Annotated in this window: 14 protein-coding genes; 6 read left to right on the plus strand and 8 right to left on the minus strand. The window is 66.6% G+C overall.

All coding sequences use genetic code 11. The features are described 5' to 3' along the window. Positions 1 to 417: 417 nt before the first annotated feature. Positions 418 to 1,041 carry a tRNA (cytidine(34)-2'-O)-methyltransferase gene (locus FYJ68_RS07735; protein ID WP_154435646.1) on the minus strand — a complete coding sequence of 208 codons (624 nt, stop codon included), beginning with the start codon at positions 1,039 to 1,041 and terminating at the stop codon, positions 418 to 420. Between the two features lie 8 nt (positions 1,042 to 1,049). After that, entirely contained in the window at positions 1,050 to 1,964 is a 915-nt protein-coding gene (locus FYJ68_RS07740) for an SHOCT domain-containing protein (protein WP_195837764.1), read from the minus strand. A 197-nt stretch (positions 1,965 to 2,161) separates the two neighbouring features. Between FYJ68_RS07740 and FYJ68_RS07745 the strand changes: the two genes are divergently transcribed. The 3 genes from FYJ68_RS07745 to htpG all read left to right on the plus strand — a co-directional run bounded on the left by FYJ68_RS07745 (position 2,162) and on the right by htpG (position 5,714). Further along, positions 2,162 to 2,827, plus strand: coding sequence for a class I SAM-dependent methyltransferase (locus tag FYJ68_RS07745; RefSeq protein ID WP_154435648.1), 666 nt, complete (start codon positions 2,162 to 2,164; stop codon positions 2,825 to 2,827). Then, the gene (locus FYJ68_RS07750; RefSeq protein ID WP_154435649.1) at positions 2,828 to 3,652 is read left to right on the plus strand and encodes a TMEM164 family acyltransferase; all 825 of its coding nucleotides are present in this window, start codon (positions 2,828 to 2,830) and stop codon (positions 3,650 to 3,652) included. A gap of 91 nt (positions 3,653 to 3,743) precedes the next feature. Continuing rightward, a complete protein-coding gene (gene htpG / locus FYJ68_RS07755; RefSeq protein ID WP_154435650.1) occupies positions 3,744 to 5,714 on the plus strand; it encodes a molecular chaperone HtpG in 1,971 nt (656 codons plus the stop codon). Between the two features lie 89 nt (positions 5,715 to 5,803). Here the strand turns inward: htpG and FYJ68_RS07760 are convergent, their stop codons facing one another. Both FYJ68_RS07760 and FYJ68_RS07765 read right to left on the minus strand, forming a co-directional pair. Beyond that, positions 5,804 to 6,886: a YdcF family protein gene (locus FYJ68_RS07760; RefSeq protein ID WP_154435651.1), complete on the minus strand. Its 1,083-nt coding sequence runs from the start codon at positions 6,884 to 6,886 to the stop codon at positions 5,804 to 5,806. Next, positions 6,883 to 7,779: a LysR family transcriptional regulator gene (locus tag FYJ68_RS07765; RefSeq protein WP_326832275.1), complete on the minus strand. Its 897-nt coding sequence runs from the start codon at positions 7,777 to 7,779 to the stop codon at positions 6,883 to 6,885. Before FYJ68_RS07765 ends, FYJ68_RS07760 begins: the two co-directional genes overlap by 4 nt. 117 nt (positions 7,780 to 7,896) lie before the next feature. On the opposite strand from FYJ68_RS07765, the gene FYJ68_RS07770 reads away from it, so the two are divergent. Then, the gene (locus FYJ68_RS07770) at positions 7,897 to 8,820 is read left to right on the plus strand and encodes a DMT family transporter (protein ID WP_326832276.1); all 924 of its coding nucleotides are present in this window, start codon (positions 7,897 to 7,899) and stop codon (positions 8,818 to 8,820) included. Positions 8,821 to 8,903: 83 nt separating this feature from the next. Here FYJ68_RS07770 and FYJ68_RS07775 read toward each other — a convergent pair whose 3' ends face one another. The 3 genes from FYJ68_RS07775 to FYJ68_RS07785 form a co-directional block, all read right to left on the minus strand. After that, positions 8,904 to 9,983 carry a DUF4179 domain-containing protein gene (locus tag FYJ68_RS07775; RefSeq protein WP_154435652.1) on the minus strand — a complete coding sequence of 360 codons (1,080 nt, stop codon included), beginning with the start codon at positions 9,981 to 9,983 and terminating at the stop codon, positions 8,904 to 8,906. Then, positions 9,868 to 10,500 carry an RNA polymerase sigma factor gene (locus FYJ68_RS07780; protein WP_154435653.1) on the minus strand — a complete coding sequence of 211 codons (633 nt, stop codon included), beginning with the start codon at positions 10,498 to 10,500 and terminating at the stop codon, positions 9,868 to 9,870. Before FYJ68_RS07780 ends, FYJ68_RS07775 begins: the two co-directional genes overlap by 116 nt. 102 nt (positions 10,501 to 10,602) lie before the next feature. Next, entirely contained in the window at positions 10,603 to 11,577 is a 975-nt protein-coding gene (locus FYJ68_RS07785) for a 3'-5' exonuclease (RefSeq protein ID WP_154435654.1), read from the minus strand. A gap of 298 nt (positions 11,578 to 11,875) precedes the next feature. Here FYJ68_RS07785 and feoB point away from each other — a divergent pair, with 298 nt between their 5' ends. Together feoB and FYJ68_RS07795 are read left to right on the plus strand one after the other, a co-directional pair. Continuing rightward, complete coding sequence (feoB, locus tag FYJ68_RS07790; RefSeq protein ID WP_154435655.1) at positions 11,876 to 14,278, plus strand: ferrous iron transport protein B; 2,403 nt, start codon at positions 11,876 to 11,878, stop codon at positions 14,276 to 14,278. Between the two features lie 1,044 nt (positions 14,279 to 15,322). Further along, entirely contained in the window at positions 15,323 to 16,654 is a 1,332-nt protein-coding gene (locus tag FYJ68_RS07795) for a M18 family aminopeptidase (protein WP_229772133.1), read from the plus strand. Positions 16,655 to 16,781: 127 nt separating this feature from the next. Here the strand turns inward: FYJ68_RS07795 and FYJ68_RS07800 are convergent, their stop codons facing one another. After that, on the minus strand, positions 16,782 to 17,597 hold the full coding sequence (locus FYJ68_RS07800; RefSeq protein WP_154435656.1) for a class II glutamine amidotransferase: 816 nt from the start codon (positions 17,595 to 17,597) through the stop codon (positions 16,782 to 16,784). Between the last annotated feature and the right edge of the window lie 251 nt (positions 17,598 to 17,848).

The following is a 17,848-nucleotide window of genomic DNA, read 5'->3' on the forward strand; positions in this document are numbered from 1 at the left end:
GGCCCGCGCCACCCGCCGACGGTCGCACTACGCCAGAAAGCGCGTCCCGCGTGTACACGCGCCATGGGATTTCCGACATGGGCCCGACCGTCGCGGCGAGTCGGCAGGGGCTTACCGTCCGCTTACCATCGGCTTGCCAAGGGCCCGTTACACTCGCGCAAAGGGCCGCCTACGGGCGGACGACCGAGCGGAGGTGCCATATGGGAACGTCGGCGCAGGGAGGGGGCGGAGGCATTGCCGTCCCCGTGGTGATCGTGGCGGTTTACGTTGCTCTGTGCATTCTGGGCGCAGTGGTCGGAGGGCCGTTCGGAGAGTTCTGGGGCGGGGCCGCGCCCTGGGTTGCGGTCGGGCTCGCCCTGGCGATGGCCGCCGCGTGGTGGCCATCCCGCAAGGGGCGCTAGCGGCACGGGACCGGTGTCAGCCGTCGAGCCCCGGGTACCCCTGCTGGCGCAGCGCCTCAAACAGCACAATGGCGACGGCGTTGGAGAGGTTGAGTGAGGTCACCTGCATGCTCCTCTCGTCTACGAAGTTACCGCAAACGTCACGCTTGAGCTCGGGGTGCAGCCCCAAGTGCGAGGCGTGCCACTCTCCTGCGTTGGCGAGTGCAGCATCGCCCACCATGGGGATGCGCTCGCACAGGTTGGGGTGCGACGCGATGAGCCCCTGGTCCAGGCCCGTGCTCTCTCGTCCGAATACGAGGTAGTCGCCGTCATGGTAGCGGCTGTCCGAGTGCCGCCTGGCACCCCGCTTGGTGAGAAGGTGCATGGCGGGCGCCGGTTCTCCGCCCTCCCCGCCGGGGGAGAGGGGCCCGCCGAGCGCCGCCCAGGCGTCGTGGTTGGCAAGGAGGAGCGCCTGCCAATCCTCGTAGACCCTGACGTCCAGGCTCTGCCAGTAGGCGAGCCCCGCGCGCCTGAGCGCACGCTCGGAGAGGTCGAACCCGGGCGCCACCAGGTGAAGGCGCGACCCCGTGAGCACGCAGGTCCTCCCGATGTTGCCGGTGTTGGCCGGTATCTCCGGCTCCACGAGCACGACGTTGAGCATGTCTCCCCCTACAGTCCCAGCAGCTGGCGCTTCTTGCGGTCAAACTCCTCCTGGGTCAGGATGCCCAGGTCCAGGAGCTCCTTTGCCTTCTTGACCTCCTCGTAGGGGTCGCCCAGGGGAGACGGGGCCGCGACATCTGAGCCCGCTGCCTTTGGGTTGGGCTCGGCACCCTTTGTGTACAACACCGCGTCCCTGGGAGCGGGGGAGAGGGGCGTCCCCCTCCAGGCCGCGCGCAGTGCCGCGACGGCCGCAACCGCCTCGTCGGGCCCAAGCCCCAGACGCATGGCGTCGCGGGGTGCCTTGATCGTGAGCACGGAGCGCTCCGTGCCCTCCTCCAGCGCGATGTCCGTGACCGTCTCCCAGGGGAGCGTGACGGGACGCAGGCCAAACAGCCTTCTCTGGGAGGAGTGGAGCGCGCTCTGGGTCGCCACGAAGGCGAACTGGCCGTCGTTGCGTCTGCCGTCGCGGTAGTTGACCTGAGCGACGAACGTGACATAGGGGTGCTCGTCGGACTCCAACCCGTTGACCACGACCGCCAGGTGGCGCCGGAGCAGCTGGGGGTCCATCCCGTCGTCGAGTCCGTCTGCCGCGCACCTCCCGGCAAGGGCCTCGCAGACGTCCTCCTCGCGCCTGCGCTCGCGGACCTCCTCCCCCGTCCTGCCGCCGCGGTTCCTGAGCGCGATGCGGTCCAGCTCCTCGATGATGGCGTTGCCGGCCTCCAGGTCCTTCTGCGCAAACGACACGTTGACCACCTTGTCGCCCACCGTCACCTGGTACACGGCGGCGAGCAGGCGCGACGGCTTGATGAACGCGCGCACGGCCGAGACCTCTGCGGTGGGGTAGTGCTCCCTCCCCACTATGAGCTCCGTGTCGGTGAGCGTGGTGTCGGGCCCGTATCCCGCGCCCGGTGCGTAGAGCTTCATGAGGTCCCCTCTCGCTTGTCTCATCGCTCTAGGCTAGCGCGAAGCGTTGTGGAGGGGCGGGAGAACCTCCATCGTCCTCGCTCGGGATCGTCCGTCCCGCACGCTGTGATGCCGTGGATTGGGAATAGAATCGTGTGACCCGGCCCGCGCTTCCCGCGGGGCCGGCTAGCAGAATCCGAGGTTGGGGGAGGTAACCCATGGAAGGTGCGGACGAGGTCATGGACGAGCGCGCGGTCACGCGCGAGGGGGATCCCGGCAACCCCCATGGGACCTTTGGCGAGCGGATGCTCGAGCGCATGAACCGGAGCCATGCCGACGTCACCAACTGGGCTCTCGACCTGGTCGACTTCCATGCCGGGGACCGTGCCCTGGACATCGGCTGCGGCGGGGGTGCCACGATGGGGCGCATCGCGGACCGCATCGAGGCGGTGGGTGGGGGCGGCCACGTGAGTGGCGTCGACCACTCGGAGGTCTCGTGCGCCACCTCCCGCCGGCAGAACGAGGCGGCCATCCGCGCGGGGTCGATGGACGTCACGTGCGCATCGGTGGAATCGCTGCCCTTTCCCGATGCCTCGTTTGACGTGGTGACCACGGTCGAGAGCTTCTACTTCTGGCCCGACCCGCCGCGCTCCCTGCGCGAGGTGGCCCGCGTGGTGAGGCCGGGAGGGCGCTTCCTCCTGGTGGCCGACGTCTACCGCCGTCCCGACCTCGACGACGAGGTGCGGGAGAACATCGAGCGCTATGACCTCACCGTGCTCACGCCCGATGAGTATGTGTCGCTTCTGGAGGGCGCGGGCTTCTCGCATGCGACCGCCCACCTGCGCGAGGGGACGACCTGGATCGCCGTGGAGGGCGTGAGGTAGGTGGGTGCCCTGCAAGGGCTTGCGTCGGTGGTCTTGGCGTTTCTCACCCCCGAGCCGGTGTTCCTCTCACACCCCGAGGGGGGATTCGCGACCTTTGGTCCCCAGCACCTCTGCATGCTCGCGATCATGGCCGCACTCTCCGTCGTGCTGCTGCGCGCCTTCCGCCGGCTGCCCGCGGGATGGGGGAGAGGGACGGCGCGCCATCGGTTCCTGGTCACCGTGGCGGCGGTCCCGCTCGCGCTCCTAGGGTCGCGCGACTCCATCCTCATTGCCCGGGGGCTCATGACCCCCAACTTCTGGCCGCTGCACATCTGCAACATATGCGAGTTCCTCAACCTCGCGCTCGCGGTGAGCGAGAGCCGCCACATCGCGCGCGTCGCCTATCCGTGGGGCATGGTGGGCGGCATCGGCGCCCTTCTCCTCCCCGGCTGGACCTACTGCCCCGTTTGGAGCTACGCATCGGTGGGCGGCTTCGTCGAGCACGCCCTCATGGTCGTCTGCTGCCTGTGCATGGTGGGGGGTGGACTGTATCGCCCGCGGCTGCGGCACCTTTGGGAGCCTACGGTCGCGGCGGTGACGGGCGGCCTGCTGTTCCGGATCCTCAACCCGGTGCTGGGCACCAACTTCTTCTTCGTCACCCAGCCCGTGGCCGCGCCCTTCGTGTGGGGTGTGAGGCGGTTTGGCGACCCGGGGTTCCTGGTGATCTACCTGCTCATCGCCTTGGCGCTGTGGTGTGCCTTCGATGGGATGGGGCTTCTCCTCCGGGGAACCCTGGTTTGTCCCGCGGAGGTGGGAGACGAGCAAAACCTCAGTGCGAGTGCATGAGATTTTCTGAATGCCAGATTACAGGTCAATCCCCGGGGTAAACACTTAGCTGTGAAAAAAACGTACGCCGCTAGAAGGGGGACATGCCTGCATGAAGCAGTTCAAGACAGAGAGCAAGAAGCTCCTGGACCTCATGATCAACTCGATCTACACCAACAAGGAGATCTTCCTGCGCGAGCTCATCTCCAATGCGTCCGACTCCCTGGACAAGCTGTCGTTCGAGGGGATCAACAACCCAGACCTGCATGTTGACCAGGACTCGCTCGAGATCCGCGTGAGCTTTGACAAGGACGCCCGCACCGTGACCGTGAGCGACAACGGCATCGGCATGGACAAGGACGCCCTGGAGAAGGACCTGGGCACCATCGCGCACTCGGGCTCCGAGGAGTTCAAGCGCGAGAACAAGGAGCACCAGGGCGAGGACGTGGACATCATCGGCCAGTTTGGCGTGGGCTTCTACAGCTCGTTCATGGTCGCCGACCACGTGCGCGTAGTGAGCCGCGCTCTGGGTGCCGACGCCGCCTATGCCTGGGAGTCCGACGGCGTGACGGGCTACACCATCGAGCCCGCAGCCGAGGGCGAGAGGGACGGTGCCGACGACCACGGCACCGACGTGGTCCTTCACCTGCGTCCCTCCACGGACGACGAGAACACCGATCGCTTCCTGAGCGAGTGGGGCCTGAGGGACCTCATCACGCGCTACAGCAACTACGTGCGCCACCCCATTCGCATGATGGTGGAGAAGTCGCGCGAGAAGCCCAAGCCCGAGGACGCCGGCGACGACTACAAGCCCGAGTACGAGACGTACGAGGAGCTCGAGACCATCAACTCCATGACGCCCATCTGGAAGAAGCGCCAGGCGGACGTGGAGCAGAAGGACTACGACGAGTTCTACAAGTCGACCTTCCACGACTGGGAGGACCCGCTCCGCACCGTGAGCTTTCATGCCGAGGGCGCGCTGAGCTACGACGCGCTGCTGTTCATCCCCAGCCAGGCGCCGTTCGACCTGTACAGCAAGGACTACAAGAAGGGACTCGCGCTCTACTCGTCAAACGTCCTCATCCAGGAGAAGTGCGAGGACCTGCTTCCCGACTACTACAACTTCGTGCGCGGCATCGTGGACTCGCCCGACGTGCACCTCAACATCTCGCGCGAGACGCTGCAGCAGAACGCTCAGCTCAGGGCCATTGCCCGTCGCGTTGAGAAGAAGATCACGAGCGAGCTGCAGGCCATGCGCGACAACGACCGCGAGGACTACGAGAAGTTCTTCGACAACTTTGGCCGCGGCCTCAAGTTTGGCATCTACAACAGCTACGGCTCCAAGGCCGACGAGCTCGCCGACCTCCTGCTGTACTGGAGCGCCAAGCAGGGCAAGATGGTGACCTTCGCGGAGTACGTGGAGTCGATGGCGGAGGGGCAGGACAAGGTCTACTACGCCTCGGGCGAGAGCCGCGAGCGCCTGGAGCAGCTGCCTGCCGTGAGGAGTGCCGTCGACCACGGCTACGACGTACTTCTATGCACCCAGGACGTGGACGAGTTCATGTTCCAGGTCATGCGCTCCTACCACGTTGACGCCAAGGCGGGCGACTCCGAGCACAAGGGGACCGAGGCCAAGGACTACGACCTGGTCAACGTCACGACCGCGGGCCTGGACCTGGCGACCGACGACGAGAAGAAGGATGCCGAGAAGGCCCAGGACGAGCACAAGGAGCTGTTCAGCGAGCTCAAGGATGCCATGGACGGCAAGGTTGACGACGTGAAGGCGGCCGCCGGCCTGGGGGACGCCCCCGCGGCGATCGCGTCCGAGGGTCCCGTGTCGCTCGAGATGGAGCGAGTGATCAGCCATGGCCCCGAGGGCGAGAACGCCCCCAAGGCGCACCGCGTGCTGCAGCTCAACGCCGCGCACCCCGTGTTTGGCAAGCTCGTGGCGGCACAGGAGTCGGGTGACAAGGACCGCCTGAAGCTCTATGGCCACATCCTGTACGACCAGGCACTCCTGGTTGCTGGCATGCCCATCGACGACCCGATCGAGTTCGCCAAGGACGTCACGGAGCTTATGTAGGAGACGCGCAAGACGCAGCGCACCAGAACGAGGGGGTCGTCCCGGATGGGGCGGCCCCCTCTCGTGTGGTAGACGCGCGCCTCTCCCCGCTAGCTTCCCACGATGGTGCCAAAGAGCCAGGCGGCGACGTAGACGGCGGCGAGGGCGATCATGACCCTGGTGTAGAGCCTCCTGCGGAGAGAGACGTATGCCGCCCACTCCCTCACGAGTGCGTTGAGCGAGAAGTACAGGCGCACGCGGGATCCCAGCCCGTCGCAGCGAACGCCCAACTCGCGGGTGAGAAGCAGCGCTCGGAACACGTGGTAGTCGTCCGTTACCACAACCGCGCGCGAGCGCCGGGAGACATCCCCGCCGTCGGGGGAGATGAGTGCGAACGAGTTCGCGATGTTCTCCCGCGTGCTGCGCGAGCGGTCCTCCAGGACGATTGCCTCCCGAGGTACGCCTTGCGAGACGGCGTACTCTGCCATGGCGCTGGCCTCGCTCACCAGCTCGTCCGGCCCCTGGCCGCCCGACATCACGAGGATGGAGCCGGGGTTGTCGCGCCACGCCCGAACGCCGCGGTCGACCCTGCGTGCCAGGAGCGGCGTCACGGTGCGTCCCTCCGCGAGCCCCGCGCCCAGGACGACCACGTGAGCGTAACGACGGCGGCGGTGCGGGATCTGCGCGAGCGCCCCGCTGATGGTGTAGAGCGTGAAGACCGCCGAGAGCACGCCCAGGACGATGGCTGCAAGGCCGAAGGCCAGGTCGAGGGCGCCGCCAACGATCGGAAGGGAGACCAGCTTGTCTCTGACGAGGGGCCATACCGCGACGTAGGCGACCATCAGGATGCCCAATCCCAGCGACAGCAGATTGGAGGGCCGAGCCCCCTCCCGGCGAATCAGCCTTACTCCCGAGACGACGAGCGTCACCACCAGGGCAACCGGGAACAGGGCGAGAAGCACCACGAGCAGCACCAGGACCACCAGGTTGGCCTGCTGCAGCACTGGGTGGTCGCCAAACGGGACGCCGGCGACCAGCATGGTCTCCACGACGAGGGCCAGCGTCCCTATCGCAAAGAGGAACGACAGCCCGTACCACAGGCTCCTCTCCTCGTGCACCCTCAGGTACCAGAACCACGCCTGTCCCGCGACTGCCGTTGCCACGAGCAGGGCAACCAGGGTCCCTACCGTCATCCCTCGCTCCTCTCGCCCGCGTCCCCAAGGCTCTGACCCAGGTGCCTTAAGAAGTCCCTCGTTGCCCTTGACAGCTCGGCCTGGGGGCGGTACGTCACGTAGATGTCACGGTACGCCCTGGGCTCGAGTGGCAGGATTGCCACGTCAAAGGGGCAGCGTGACAGGATGAGTGAGGGCAGGATCGAGACCCCCAGCCCCGCCTCGACCAGCGCCATTATCGCGTAGTCGTCCCAGGTCCTGAGCCATACGTTGGGGGAGAGGCGTGCCCTCTTGAACAGGCGCGGCACCATGCCGGCGGACTCCTGCTCCAGCATCAGAAAGGGGCCGCGGGCGAGCTCGCGCAGGGTCACCGAATCGTGCGCTGCCAGCTCGTGCCCCCGCGGGACCACGGCGACCAGCTCGTCCCGGTCGATGGCGGCGCGCTCGATGCCCGCACCCGGCTCGTAGGGGAGAAACCCCACGTCCACGCGCCCGGAGTCGACCCACCGCTCGATCTGGTCGTAGTCTCCCAGCAACAGCTCGTAGTCAACGTGCGGATGGCGGCGCTGCAGGTCACCTAGCACGCGGGGGAGGATGTAGGTTGCCACGCTCGACACGGTGCCGATGCGGACGGCCCCGGTCTCGAGGCCGCGTATCTCTCCCACGCGCTCCTCGAGGAGGTGGTACTCGGAGCAGAGGCGCTGGGCAACGGGTAGGATTCGCTCTCCGTCGGGGGTCAGGGTGATCCCGCGCCGCCCGCGGTTGAACAGTGTCACCTCCCAGTCGCGCTCGAGGTCGGCAATCATGCGGCTTACTCCCGATTGGGAGTAGCCCATCTGCTCCGCGGCGCGCGTGAGGCTCCCCAGGCGTGCCGTCTCCACGAAGGCCTGGTACTTGAGGATGCTGGCGTCCACTGACCCTCCCTTGTTAGGTATGCAGAGGCATCATGACACACATGAGATATTCGCGCTTTTCTCAGACGAGAGGGAAGGTCAGACTATGCCCGGGAAACGTCGTGGAGGGGATGGCTCGTGTCTCGGTCGTATGGGAAGTACCTCGCATCGCTCTTGCTGTTTGGGTCAAACGGGATAGTCGCGAGTGGCATCTCGCTCCCCAGCACGCAGATCGTGCTCCTGCGCACCCTCCTGGGGGCGGTACTGCTCGTGGTCGTCCTGCTCGTCTCTCGGCAGCCGCTCGTTGGGCGCGAGCATCCCCGCCAGGTGGCGGCGCTTGCCGTCTCGGGTGGAGCCCTGGGTGTGAGCTGGGTGTTCCTCTTCCAGGCCTACCGGCTGGTGGGGGTGGGGACCTCCACCCTGCTGTACTACCTAGGGCCGGTCATCGTGATGGCGCTCGCCCCGCTCCTGCTCCACGAGCGGCTCGGTGCCCCCAAGCTCGCCTGCTTCGCCGCGGTCCTGCTGGGTGCCTACCTCGTTGTGTCGCAGGGCTCCGGCGGCCTGGGCTCCGCACGGGGAATCCTCTGCGGCCTGGGTGCGGCGGCCTTCTACGCCGTCATGGTCATCGCCGGCAAGGGGTCCCACGACGTGGGCGGGCTCGAGGCCGCCACGATACAGCTGGTCGCGAGCTTCGCGGTCGTCGCGCTGTACACGCCCTTCGCCGGGGCGCTGCAGCCCGTGGCTCCGTCCTCTCTCCCCATGGTCGCCATGCTCGGCCTCGTGAACACCGGCCTGGGCTGCTACCTGTACTTCTCCGCCATGGGGCGCCTGAGCGTGCAGTCCGTCTCGGTCCTTGGCTACCTCGAGCCCGTCTCGGCGGTGCTGCTCTCCGCCATCCTGCTCGCGGAGCCCCTGGGTCCCGGCCGCATCCTGGGTGCCGTGCTGGTGCTGGGAGGGGCCATGGCCTGCGAGCTGGTGGGCAGGCGCCAGACGGCCGACGGGCGCGGGTCCCGTGGCGGCGTGGTACCAGACGGTGCCAGCGCGAGCGGGATTGCCGCATAGGATTGGTGGCTCTCACCTCGTGACGCGCGGGGCGGCGGGCATCTGGTGCCCGCCGCCCCGTCTTGTCTCGCCCCGTCTTTCGGCTATTCCGTCACGGTAACGCCGCCAAAGCTCACGGATGCCACCTGCGACGGGTCGATGGTGCGGTTCAGGAACGCGCCCATCTCGACCACCGTCTTGCCATCCTCCTCGTGGGAGCTGCACGCCCCGCTGGGGACCGTGATGGTCGTCCCGTCGCGCATGGTGACGGTGATGTCTCCCAGGTCGAGGTACTTGGGCGACCACCTGCCAGACGTCTTGGGGGCTTCCTCCGTGCCGTCCACGGTGTAGTCCACGCTCACGGCAACGGGCGAGACGCTCACGGACTGCACGCTTGCGTCCGTTCCCGCCACGGTAAGGCTTCCGGTGGGCTTGAGGCTCACGGAGTCCGCCTCGTAGTTGAGCTTGAACTTGAGGTCCCAGCTCCCCGTTGCCACGGGCGTCTCGGACTGCGTGGAGTCATCCAGCCCGTTGATGGCGGAGAGGTGCATGTTCACTGTGGCCCCAATCACGTTGGTGTCGGCAGTGAGCTGCGTCACCAGCTGGATCGCGTTGTCGGAGGGGTCGGCGTCGTAGAAGTACGCGCTGCCGCCCTGACCGGTCGCCCCGTCCACGCTCTGGTCGAAGTCCGCGGACAGCGGGTGCCCGTCCAGCGTGAGCGTGCCGTTCTCGTCGGTGCCCACGGTGCCGAGCGGCTTGCCGTCGGCGCGGGCGATGCTGTAGACCACCACGTAGTTGCGCTCGTCTCCCATGATCGCGTCTGCGGAGATGGTGATGCCATTGCACGTCGCGACCGCGTTGACCGGGCGGCCGACCTTGTCGGTGACGTTGGTGGGGGCGGTCCCTCCGCCAAACACGTCGTCGAACGCGCTCGCGACGCTCACGAGCTGCCCGCTCGCGTAGGCGTAGCCGCCCAGTCCCACCGCAACGGCGATGCCCGCGGCGACCGCCGCGACGGCGAGCCCGCGACGCCTGCGGGGGCGGAACGCGGCGACGGGGGCCTCGCCGCTAGCTTGCGTACCCAGGGCTGCAGAGGCAACTGCCTGCGCCATCCTGTCCCTCTGCTCCTTGGTGAGCGCGACCTGACCCATCTCGTCCCGATACCTCGCTGCCATGTCGCTCATCGCTCTTCCCCTCCAGCCTCTCGCGGAGCTCCGCGCGGGCGCGGCTCAGCCTCTTGGCCACGGCGCCCTCGCTTGCCCCGACTGCCTCGGCGATCTGCCGAAGGCTCATGTTCTCGTAGTAGTGCAGGTAGATGACCTCGCGGTATGTGGGAGGCAGGCCCATCACGGCCCTGGTCACCTCTCCCGGGACGTCGTCCGCGTCCGTCTCTGCGGTGGCATCCGGCACCTCGGCGACCTGGTCGAGCGAGACGTTCCTTCGCCTCGACGCGCTCCTCAGGAGGTCCTTGCAGGCGTTGGAGGTGCAGCGGATGACCCACGCACGCTCGTGCTCGGGGCCGTTGAAAGGCTCCTTCCTGCACAGGAGCTTGCATAGCACGTCCTGGCTCACGTCCTCGCTGTCCTGGCGCGACCCCAGGTAGGTGTATGCGAGCCTCAACGTCAGGTCGCCGTACTCGTCGACCAGGCGGCGTGCCTCCCTCTGCACCTCCTCCGAGCTGTCCCGTCTTCTTCTCAGCATGTCAACCCCTTGTCACTTGGCTGGCTCGAGCCTTCGACAACAATACGTTCGAGGGGGTGGAACCTGACATTTCGCCGAGGGGATGCCTGGCGGTGCGATGGGCTACTTGGAGGTTGCGAACATGTTCCTCTCGGCAAACTCCGCCTGGACGGTGCGGAACATGAGGTCCACGTCCTCCAGGCCAAGGTGGCGCTCCTTCTCGTTTGCCTTGAGGGTGCCGCGCCTGCGGGCCCAGCTCTCCAGCGCGGCGGGACGGGAGTCGTGGGGGAGGGTCTTGTACTCGGGGTCGACCTTGCGACAGATGTCGCGGGTGTCGATGGGGACGACCTTGCCCGCCTTGCGGGCCTCGGCGTAGCCGTCGATGTTGAGCATGAACCAGGAGTCCTCGAAGGCGGCGTTGTGCGCCATGAAGGGGTACATGGTCAGCGCTGCCAGGATTGCCTCCTGCATCTTCTTGTTGGAGCGGAAGGGCTTCTTGCCCTCAACGTCCTTCCAGGTGATGTGGTGCACAAAGGAGAGGGGCACGCCCTTCTCGCGGTACATCTCGGGGAGTCCACAGCAGCTGCTGAAGGGGTGGTTGGGCTTTGCCTTGGGGGCAAGCTCCATGAACTCCAGGCCCACGTTGACTATGTAGCCTCGGCTGGGGTCGCGGTCGGTGGTCTCGATGTCGATGCCCACCACGGTGCCCGAGACGGGCGCCTCCACGTAGGCGATGCCCAGGTCGCGGCAGTCGGGGCCGGCGGTGCGCCTGACATCCGCCTCGTTGCGGTGCTGCATGCGGGCCACGGCGCGGATCAGGTCGTCGTTCGAGAGGCTGCGCGAGAGGCAGCTGGGCGACACGTTGCGCAGGCGGTCGGTGCCGTAGCTGTCACAGCTCACGCGGTTCCTGTCCGCCAGCCCCAGCACCAGGTCGAAGGGGAAGGGCTCCTGACCGGCGGGCGTCGACTTCCAGGCGTCCATCAAGAGGCAGATGGCCTCCTCGTTGCGCTGGCGCTCCACGGTGAGCGTGGCGTCGTCCGCCATGAAGCCGGGGAAGACGAAGGCGTTGGCGTGCTCGATGGCTTGGCTCAGGTTCATGTCAGGGTCCCTCTCGCGTAGGCATATCCCCTTAGCCTAGCAGTGGGCGAGGAGGAGCGGCGGCTGGGGGAGGTGAAACACGAAGACGGCAGGGAAGCGACCGTGGCGCATGGGAGTCGGCGTCCCGCTGGCGGCCAGGGTGGGGTCCCTGCGCCGGGGCCCTGGGAAGGGTGCACCCGGACGGACGCCGCATCGACCGTGCGTTGTTGTCCCTCTCGCCCCATGAGCCGTCCGAAAGGGCTACCATGTGACCAAAAGGAACGTTTGGCTAACTTTTGGACGGGACGAGGGGACCTCGATGGCAGATGCGCGCGGCACGACGCTGGGGAGCCTGGAGATAGGGCAGACGGCGGTTATCACCAACGTGGGCGGCGAGGGGGCGCTGCGGCAGCACTTCCTGGACATGGGCGTCATCCCCGGAGCCCGGGCGACCCTGGTGAAGTTCGCCCCCATGGGTGACCCCATGGAGTTCAGGCTTCACGGCTACGAGCTCACCCTGCGCGTGGCAGATGCCCACCGCATAGGCGCCACGCTCGTCTCGCCTGACTCAGGGTCTGGCGTCTCCCCATCAGACAACGCGACAGTTCCCGCAGGGGAGAGGGGCAAGCCCTCCGGCATGGAGCACCCCGGCCTGGGTGAGGGCGGCAAGTACCATGTGAAGGCCACCGAGCACCCCCTGCCCGAGGGGACCACGCTCACCTTTGCCCTTGCGGGCAACCAGAACTGCGGCAAGACCACGCTGTTCAACCAGCTAACAGGCTCCAACCAGCATGTGGGCAACTTCCCAGGCGTCACCGTGGACCGCAAGGACGGCGCCATCCGCGGCCATGCCAACACGGACGTGACCGACCTGCCCGGCATCTACTCCATGAGCCCCTACAGCCAGGAGGAGATGGTCAGCAGGAACTTCATCCTGGACCAGCGTCCCACGGGCATCATAGACATCGTGGACGCCACCAACATCGAGCGCAACCTGTACCTCACGATGCAGCTCATGGAGCTTGACCGGCCGATGGTCCTCGCGCTCAACATGATGGACGAGCTCCAGGGCAACGGCGGGTCGATCCACGTCAACCGCATGGAGGACATGCTGGGAATCCCGGTGGTTCCCATCTCGGCGGCGAAGGACGAGGGTGTGGACGAGCTCATCGAGCACGCGCTTCATGTTGCCAAGTACCAGGAGCGTCCCGGTCGGCAGGACTTCTGCAGCCCGGAGGACCACGGGGGCGCCGTTCATCGCTGCCTCCACGCGATCATGCACCTCATCGAGGACCACGCCGAGCGCGCGGGCATCCCGCTGCGCTTTGCGGCGACCAAGCTCGTGGAGGGCGACCCCGCCGTGGAGGAGGCGCTGCGGCTCGACCAGAACGAGCGCGAGACCATCGAGCACATCATCGTCCAGATGGAGGACGAGCGCGGCCTTGACCGCGCGGCGGCCATCGCGGACATGCGGTTCTCCTTCATCGAGAAGGTCGTGGCGCGCTGCGTGGTCAAGCCCCACGAGTCGAGGGAGCACGAGCGCAGCGAGCGCGTGGACCGCATCCTCACGGGACGCTACACCGCGATCCCAGCGTTCGTGGGCATCATGGCGCTGGTGTTCTGGCTCACCTTCAACGTTGTGGGGGCGTTCCTCCAGAACCTCGTCGCCGATGGGGTCACGTGGCTCACCAACGCGGCTGACGCCGGGCTCACGGCGGCGGGCACCAACCCAGTCCTGCACTCGCTCGTGATCGACGGCATCTTCAACGCGGTGGGGACGGTGCTGCCCATCCTGCCCATCGTCGTCACCATGTTCTTCTTCCTCTCGCTGCTGGAGGACACCGGCTACATGGCGCGCATCGCGTTCGTGATGGACAAGCCACTGAGGAAGATCGGGCTCTCCGGCCGCTCCATCGTGCCGATGCTCGTGGGCTTTGGCTGCACGGTCCCCGCGGTCATGTCCACCCGGACCCTGCCCTCCGAGCGCGACCGCAAGATCACGGTTGCTCTCACGCCGTTCATGAGCTGCTCTACCAAGCTTACGATCTACGCCTACTTCACCGCGGCGTTCTTCCCGGGCACCGGCGCCGTCGTGATTCTCTTCCTGTACCTGCTGGGCATCCTGGTGGGGGTGACCGTCGCCGCCATCTCGCACCGCACGTTCGCCAAGGGCGAGGCGGTTCCCTTCGTGATGGAGCTTCCCAACTACCGCATGCCGTCCGCCCGCAGCGTCCTCCAGCTCATGTGGGAGAAGTCCAAGGACTTCCTCCAGAGGGCGTTCACCGTGGTCTTCGCCGCCGCCGTGGTCATCTGGGTGCTTCAGACCTTCAGCCCCGCCTTCCAGATGGTCTCCGACCCCAGCCAGTCGATCCTCGCCGTCATCGCGAGCTGGATCTCTCCTATCTTTGCACCGCTCGGCTTCGCCGACTGGAGGGTCACCACCGCCCTCATCGCAGGCTTCATGGCCAAGGAGGTCGTGGTTGCCACCCTCAGCGTGCTCTTTGGGAGCGTCAGCACCCTCACCTCGCTGATCTCGCCCCTCTCCGCGCTCTCGCTGCTGGTGTTCTGCCTGCTGTACACGCCTTGCGTCGCCGCAATCGCCGCCATCAGGCGCGAGCAGGGCGGTCGCTTCGCGCTCGGGGTCGTGGTGTTCCAGTGCGTGGTCGCCTGGGTCATCGCCCTCGTCGTGCGCCTGGTCGGGCTCGCGCTCGGCTTTGCGTAGGGCTCGGCAGGTCTCTGATCCGTCAGCTGCCCCCGCGGATTCCCGCGTGGGGCAGCTTTGCGTTGACGGGGAGAGTCAGCAGCCGAGAATCGCCAGAGCTCAAGGCATCAGGATTCGAATCATAGCGGCATGTCGCCCGCGTGGGTGCCCATACGTTCGCTGACGTGCCCCTCGGCTGTTCCGTGGAGCTCTGGAGTCGCTTTTCCCAACGCGAGGCTGGTCTTTCAAAAGAGCGGAAAGAAGGGGGAGCCCGCGCAACAACGTGGCGGGCTGCAATATTTGGTCCGCCGGTTGGACGAACGATGCTGGGAGCGTGGCAGCCCGCCGGCTTGCTGGTATCAGCTGACATCATGATTCGAACCATGGCAGGGAAGTCCCGATGTGAGCGTTTCTGCAGGTGGGTCAGAGCAAGGCGGCTGCGTGCCCTCTTCATTCCTGCTGGTAGAGGGGTCGGTGATTATCCCTGTTAGCAGCGGATGGCAGAGGGGGCCCGATGTGAGTGCTCATGTCGGGCGCGCGTTGCCAATTACGGCAGCTTGAGCTTTCAGATGGCGGCTAGCTCCCGATGTGAGCACTCATAAAGGGATGTTGCTGCCAACCGTCGGGACGCAGAAAGCCGCATGATTGGCTTGCCTGCGCAAGCGCTACCATCCGTTTGAGCCCCTCCTAGGACTCCTGCTCAAAAGCGCTCACATCGGGATCCTGTTGCCATAATGCGAAAATCACTGGAGGAATTACCCGTAGGGAGGAATGCTTCCCAGCTAGGCGAGCCCCCCCTGCCGATCCAGGGGAGATTGGACCCAATACCAATCCACGGGGACTACCTAGTGGCGAACGGCTTCCAGCCGGATGACCTCCCTGCTCCTCTTCTTGGACAAAGACTGCGGGTAGACCCCATGGCGCGGGAAGCCGGTGGGAGGGGCGCGGGCGGTGTGGCAACGCCCCTCTCGCCCGTCCTCGCGCTAAGCTGGGTGAGAGACGACAATTCCATGGCGCTGCGAGTCGACCAACGGGTCGATGCGGGTGCCGAGAGAAGGAGGACACATGGACGGCATGGAGGACGACCTGGAGGTCTCGCGCGACCTGATCGACTTCATCGCGAGCTGCCCCAGCATGTTCCACACCACCAGGACGATTGCGGGGAGGCTTGAGGCGGCGGGCTTTGAGCAGCTCCCCGAGGGTGAGGAGTGGCACCTGGAGCCCGGTGGCACCTACTACGCAACGCGCAACGGGTCCAGCGTGATCGCTCTGCGTGTGGGTGACGCAATCGACGTGCCCCACTTTCAGATGACGGCGGCCCACGGTGACTCTCCCACGTTCAAGCTCAAGGACGCCCCCGCGCTGGAGGGTCCCGAGGGAACGCTGCGGCTGAACGTGGAGGCCTATGGCGGCATGATCGACCACACCTGGTTTGACCGCCCGCTCTCCGTTGCCGGTCGCGTGATGGTGCGCGACGGCAGCACGGTGCGCAGCCGCCTCCTCGCGCCCGACCGCGACCTGGTGCTTATCCCCAGCCTCGCCATCCACATGGACCACGACGTCAACAAGGGCTTTGCGCCCAACCGCCAGGTCGACCTGTGCCCGCTCTTCTCCGCCGGGGAGCTGAAGGCGGCCGACGTCGACCGCCTGATCGCGGGCGAGCTGGGCGTGGAGCCGCACGACGTGCTGGGGCGCGACCTCTTCCTGGTCAACCGCCAGCCGGGTTGCGTGTGGGGCGCCGCGAGCGAGTTCGTGTCGTCCCCCAAGCTCGACGACCTGCAGTGTGCGTATGCGTCGCTCGTGGCGTTCCTCACGTCTCGTAACGAGTCCGCGATCACCGTGTACTGCTGCTTTGACAACGAGGAGGTGGGCTCCAACACCAAGCAGGGGGCCCTCTCGACCTTCCTGCACGACGTGCTCCTCCGCTCGTCCCTCGCCCTGGGCATGACCGAGGAGGGCTACCTCAGGGCGCTCTCGCGCTCGTTCCTCGTGAGCTGCGACAACGCTCACGCCGTGCACCCCAACCACCCGGAGCGCGCGGACGACGCCAACCGCTGCAGGCTCAACGGCGGCCTGGTGGTGAAGGAGGCGGCCAACCAGCTCTACACCACCGACGCCTTCAGCCGCTCCGTGTTCCGAGCGGTCTGCGACGACGCGGGGGTGCCGCTGCAGCACTTTGCAAACCGCAGCGACATGCAGGGCGGCTCCACCCTGGGCAACCTCTCTAACACGCAGGTCAGCGTGCATGCAGTTGACGTGGGGCTCCCGCAGCTTGCCATGCACTCCAGCTACGAGACCACCGGCTCGCACGACACCGCGCTGGGCATCAGGGCGCTGCGAGCGTTCCTCTCCACCAACGTCGCCATCGAGGGCGCGGAGTCCGCGACCCTGGGGTAGGGGAGAGAGGCCATGACTCCCGCCCGCGGCCCATCCCGCTGGCATGCAAGCGCCGCCGTACCCCCAGCCCGGGGATGCGGCGGCGCCATTCTTGCTTGCCCCGGACCCGTGAGGGCCTCCCAGCCAGCTAGGCGACCTGCTGCTTTGGCGGCACGTAGGTCTCGCCCAGGGCACGGCGGATGTCCAGAATCGCCTCGCAGAACACGTAGCCGTGGGGCGCGGAGGTCTTGACCAGCTTTCCGTCGCGATACGCGATCAGGCGGTTGCGGGGGACGGGGGACCATGCGTCTGCCTCGTTAGGCCCGCCCAGGGGATAGGTGCTGAACACCAGGCCGTCGCCCACGTGCCTGAAGTACAGGGTCACCTCGGACGTGTTGGTGTGCACGTAGGTGTACGTTCCGTCGTCCAGGATCACGTTGAGCTTGTTCTGGTTGCCCAGCTGCGACACAGCGCCGGCAAGTGCGTCGAAGGTCTGGTCAAAGCCCAGGCGCCCGTTTGAGCGCAGCGCCGCCTCGTCCACCACGTCGAGGAAGAAGAGCATGGCGCGCTCGCTGTCGGTCTGCCCCTCCTCGCGCTGGTCGTAGCCCCAGAGCATGCCCTCGTTGAAGAGGATGCCGTTGTGGATCATGGTCCAGTCGCGACCGGTGATGTCGCTTCCGCGGAAGGGGTGGCAGTTCTCCGGGCTCAGCGTGCCGCAGGTCGCGTTGCGAATGTGTGCCTGCAGGTGGCTGGCCTCGATCGGGCGCTCCAACAGGGTCGGCAGAAGCTTGGACTCGTACGCGGCGACGGGTTCGCGCCAGAGCCTCACGGTGTCGTCGGAGCCTCCCTCGCGGTACGTCAGCCCCCAGCCGTGGGGGTTCCCGTGGCTGTGGTCGTAGAACTCCGCCAAGTAGCGGTTGACGTTGATGGGTGACTTTGAGTTGACGGCAAAGAGTTCGCACATGATGGCATGCCTCGATTCAATGGTGTCTGGCTAGTACACAAACGCGTGCGTACAGCGACAACACATCGCCAGACGTGCCATGCGAACCTCCCTCTTCCGTAGTGGTTGGTGGCATCATAGGGCAAAACACCCACCGGCAAGGTAGGAATACCCTCTCATCACCAACTGGTAACATTTCCGCGCGTTGGCGGGCATCGGCAGGGGAGAGAAGCGCCCCGCCGGGACTGGTGGCAATCCCGGCGGGGCGAGGG

This window comes from Olsenella porci (assembly GCF_009695875.1).
Lineage (GTDB): Bacteria > Actinomycetota > Coriobacteriia > Coriobacteriales > Atopobiaceae > Olsenella_H > Olsenella_H porci.

Coding starts and splice junctions, on each gene's coding strand:
- FYJ68_RS07735 (WP_154435646.1), bottom strand. CDS start 1,041: ATGCTCAACGTCGTGCTCGTGGAGCCGGAGATACCGGCCAACACCGGC.
- FYJ68_RS07740 (WP_195837764.1), bottom strand. CDS start 1,964: ATGAAGCTCTACGCACCGGGCGCGGGATACGGGCCCGACACCACGCTC.
- FYJ68_RS07745 (WP_154435648.1), top strand. CDS start 2,162: ATGGAAGGTGCGGACGAGGTCATGGACGAGCGCGCGGTCACGCGCGAG.
- htpG (WP_154435650.1), top strand. CDS start 3,744: ATGAAGCAGTTCAAGACAGAGAGCAAGAAGCTCCTGGACCTCATGATC.
- FYJ68_RS07760 (WP_154435651.1), bottom strand. CDS start 6,886: ATGACGGTAGGGACCCTGGTTGCCCTGCTCGTGGCAACGGCAGTCGCG.
- FYJ68_RS07775 (WP_154435652.1), bottom strand. CDS start 9,983: ATGAGCGACATGGCAGCGAGGTATCGGGACGAGATGGGTCAGGTCGCG.
- FYJ68_RS07780 (WP_154435653.1), bottom strand. CDS start 10,500: ATGCTGAGAAGAAGACGGGACAGCTCGGAGGAGGTGCAGAGGGAGGCA.
- FYJ68_RS07785 (WP_154435654.1), bottom strand. CDS start 11,577: ATGAACCTGAGCCAAGCCATCGAGCACGCCAACGCCTTCGTCTTCCCC.
- feoB (WP_154435655.1), top strand. CDS start 11,876: ATGGCAGATGCGCGCGGCACGACGCTGGGGAGCCTGGAGATAGGGCAG.
- FYJ68_RS07795 (WP_229772133.1), top strand. CDS start 15,323: ATGGACGGCATGGAGGACGACCTGGAGGTCTCGCGCGACCTGATCGAC.
- FYJ68_RS07800 (WP_154435656.1), bottom strand. CDS start 17,597: ATGTGCGAACTCTTTGCCGTCAACTCAAAGTCACCCATCAACGTCAAC.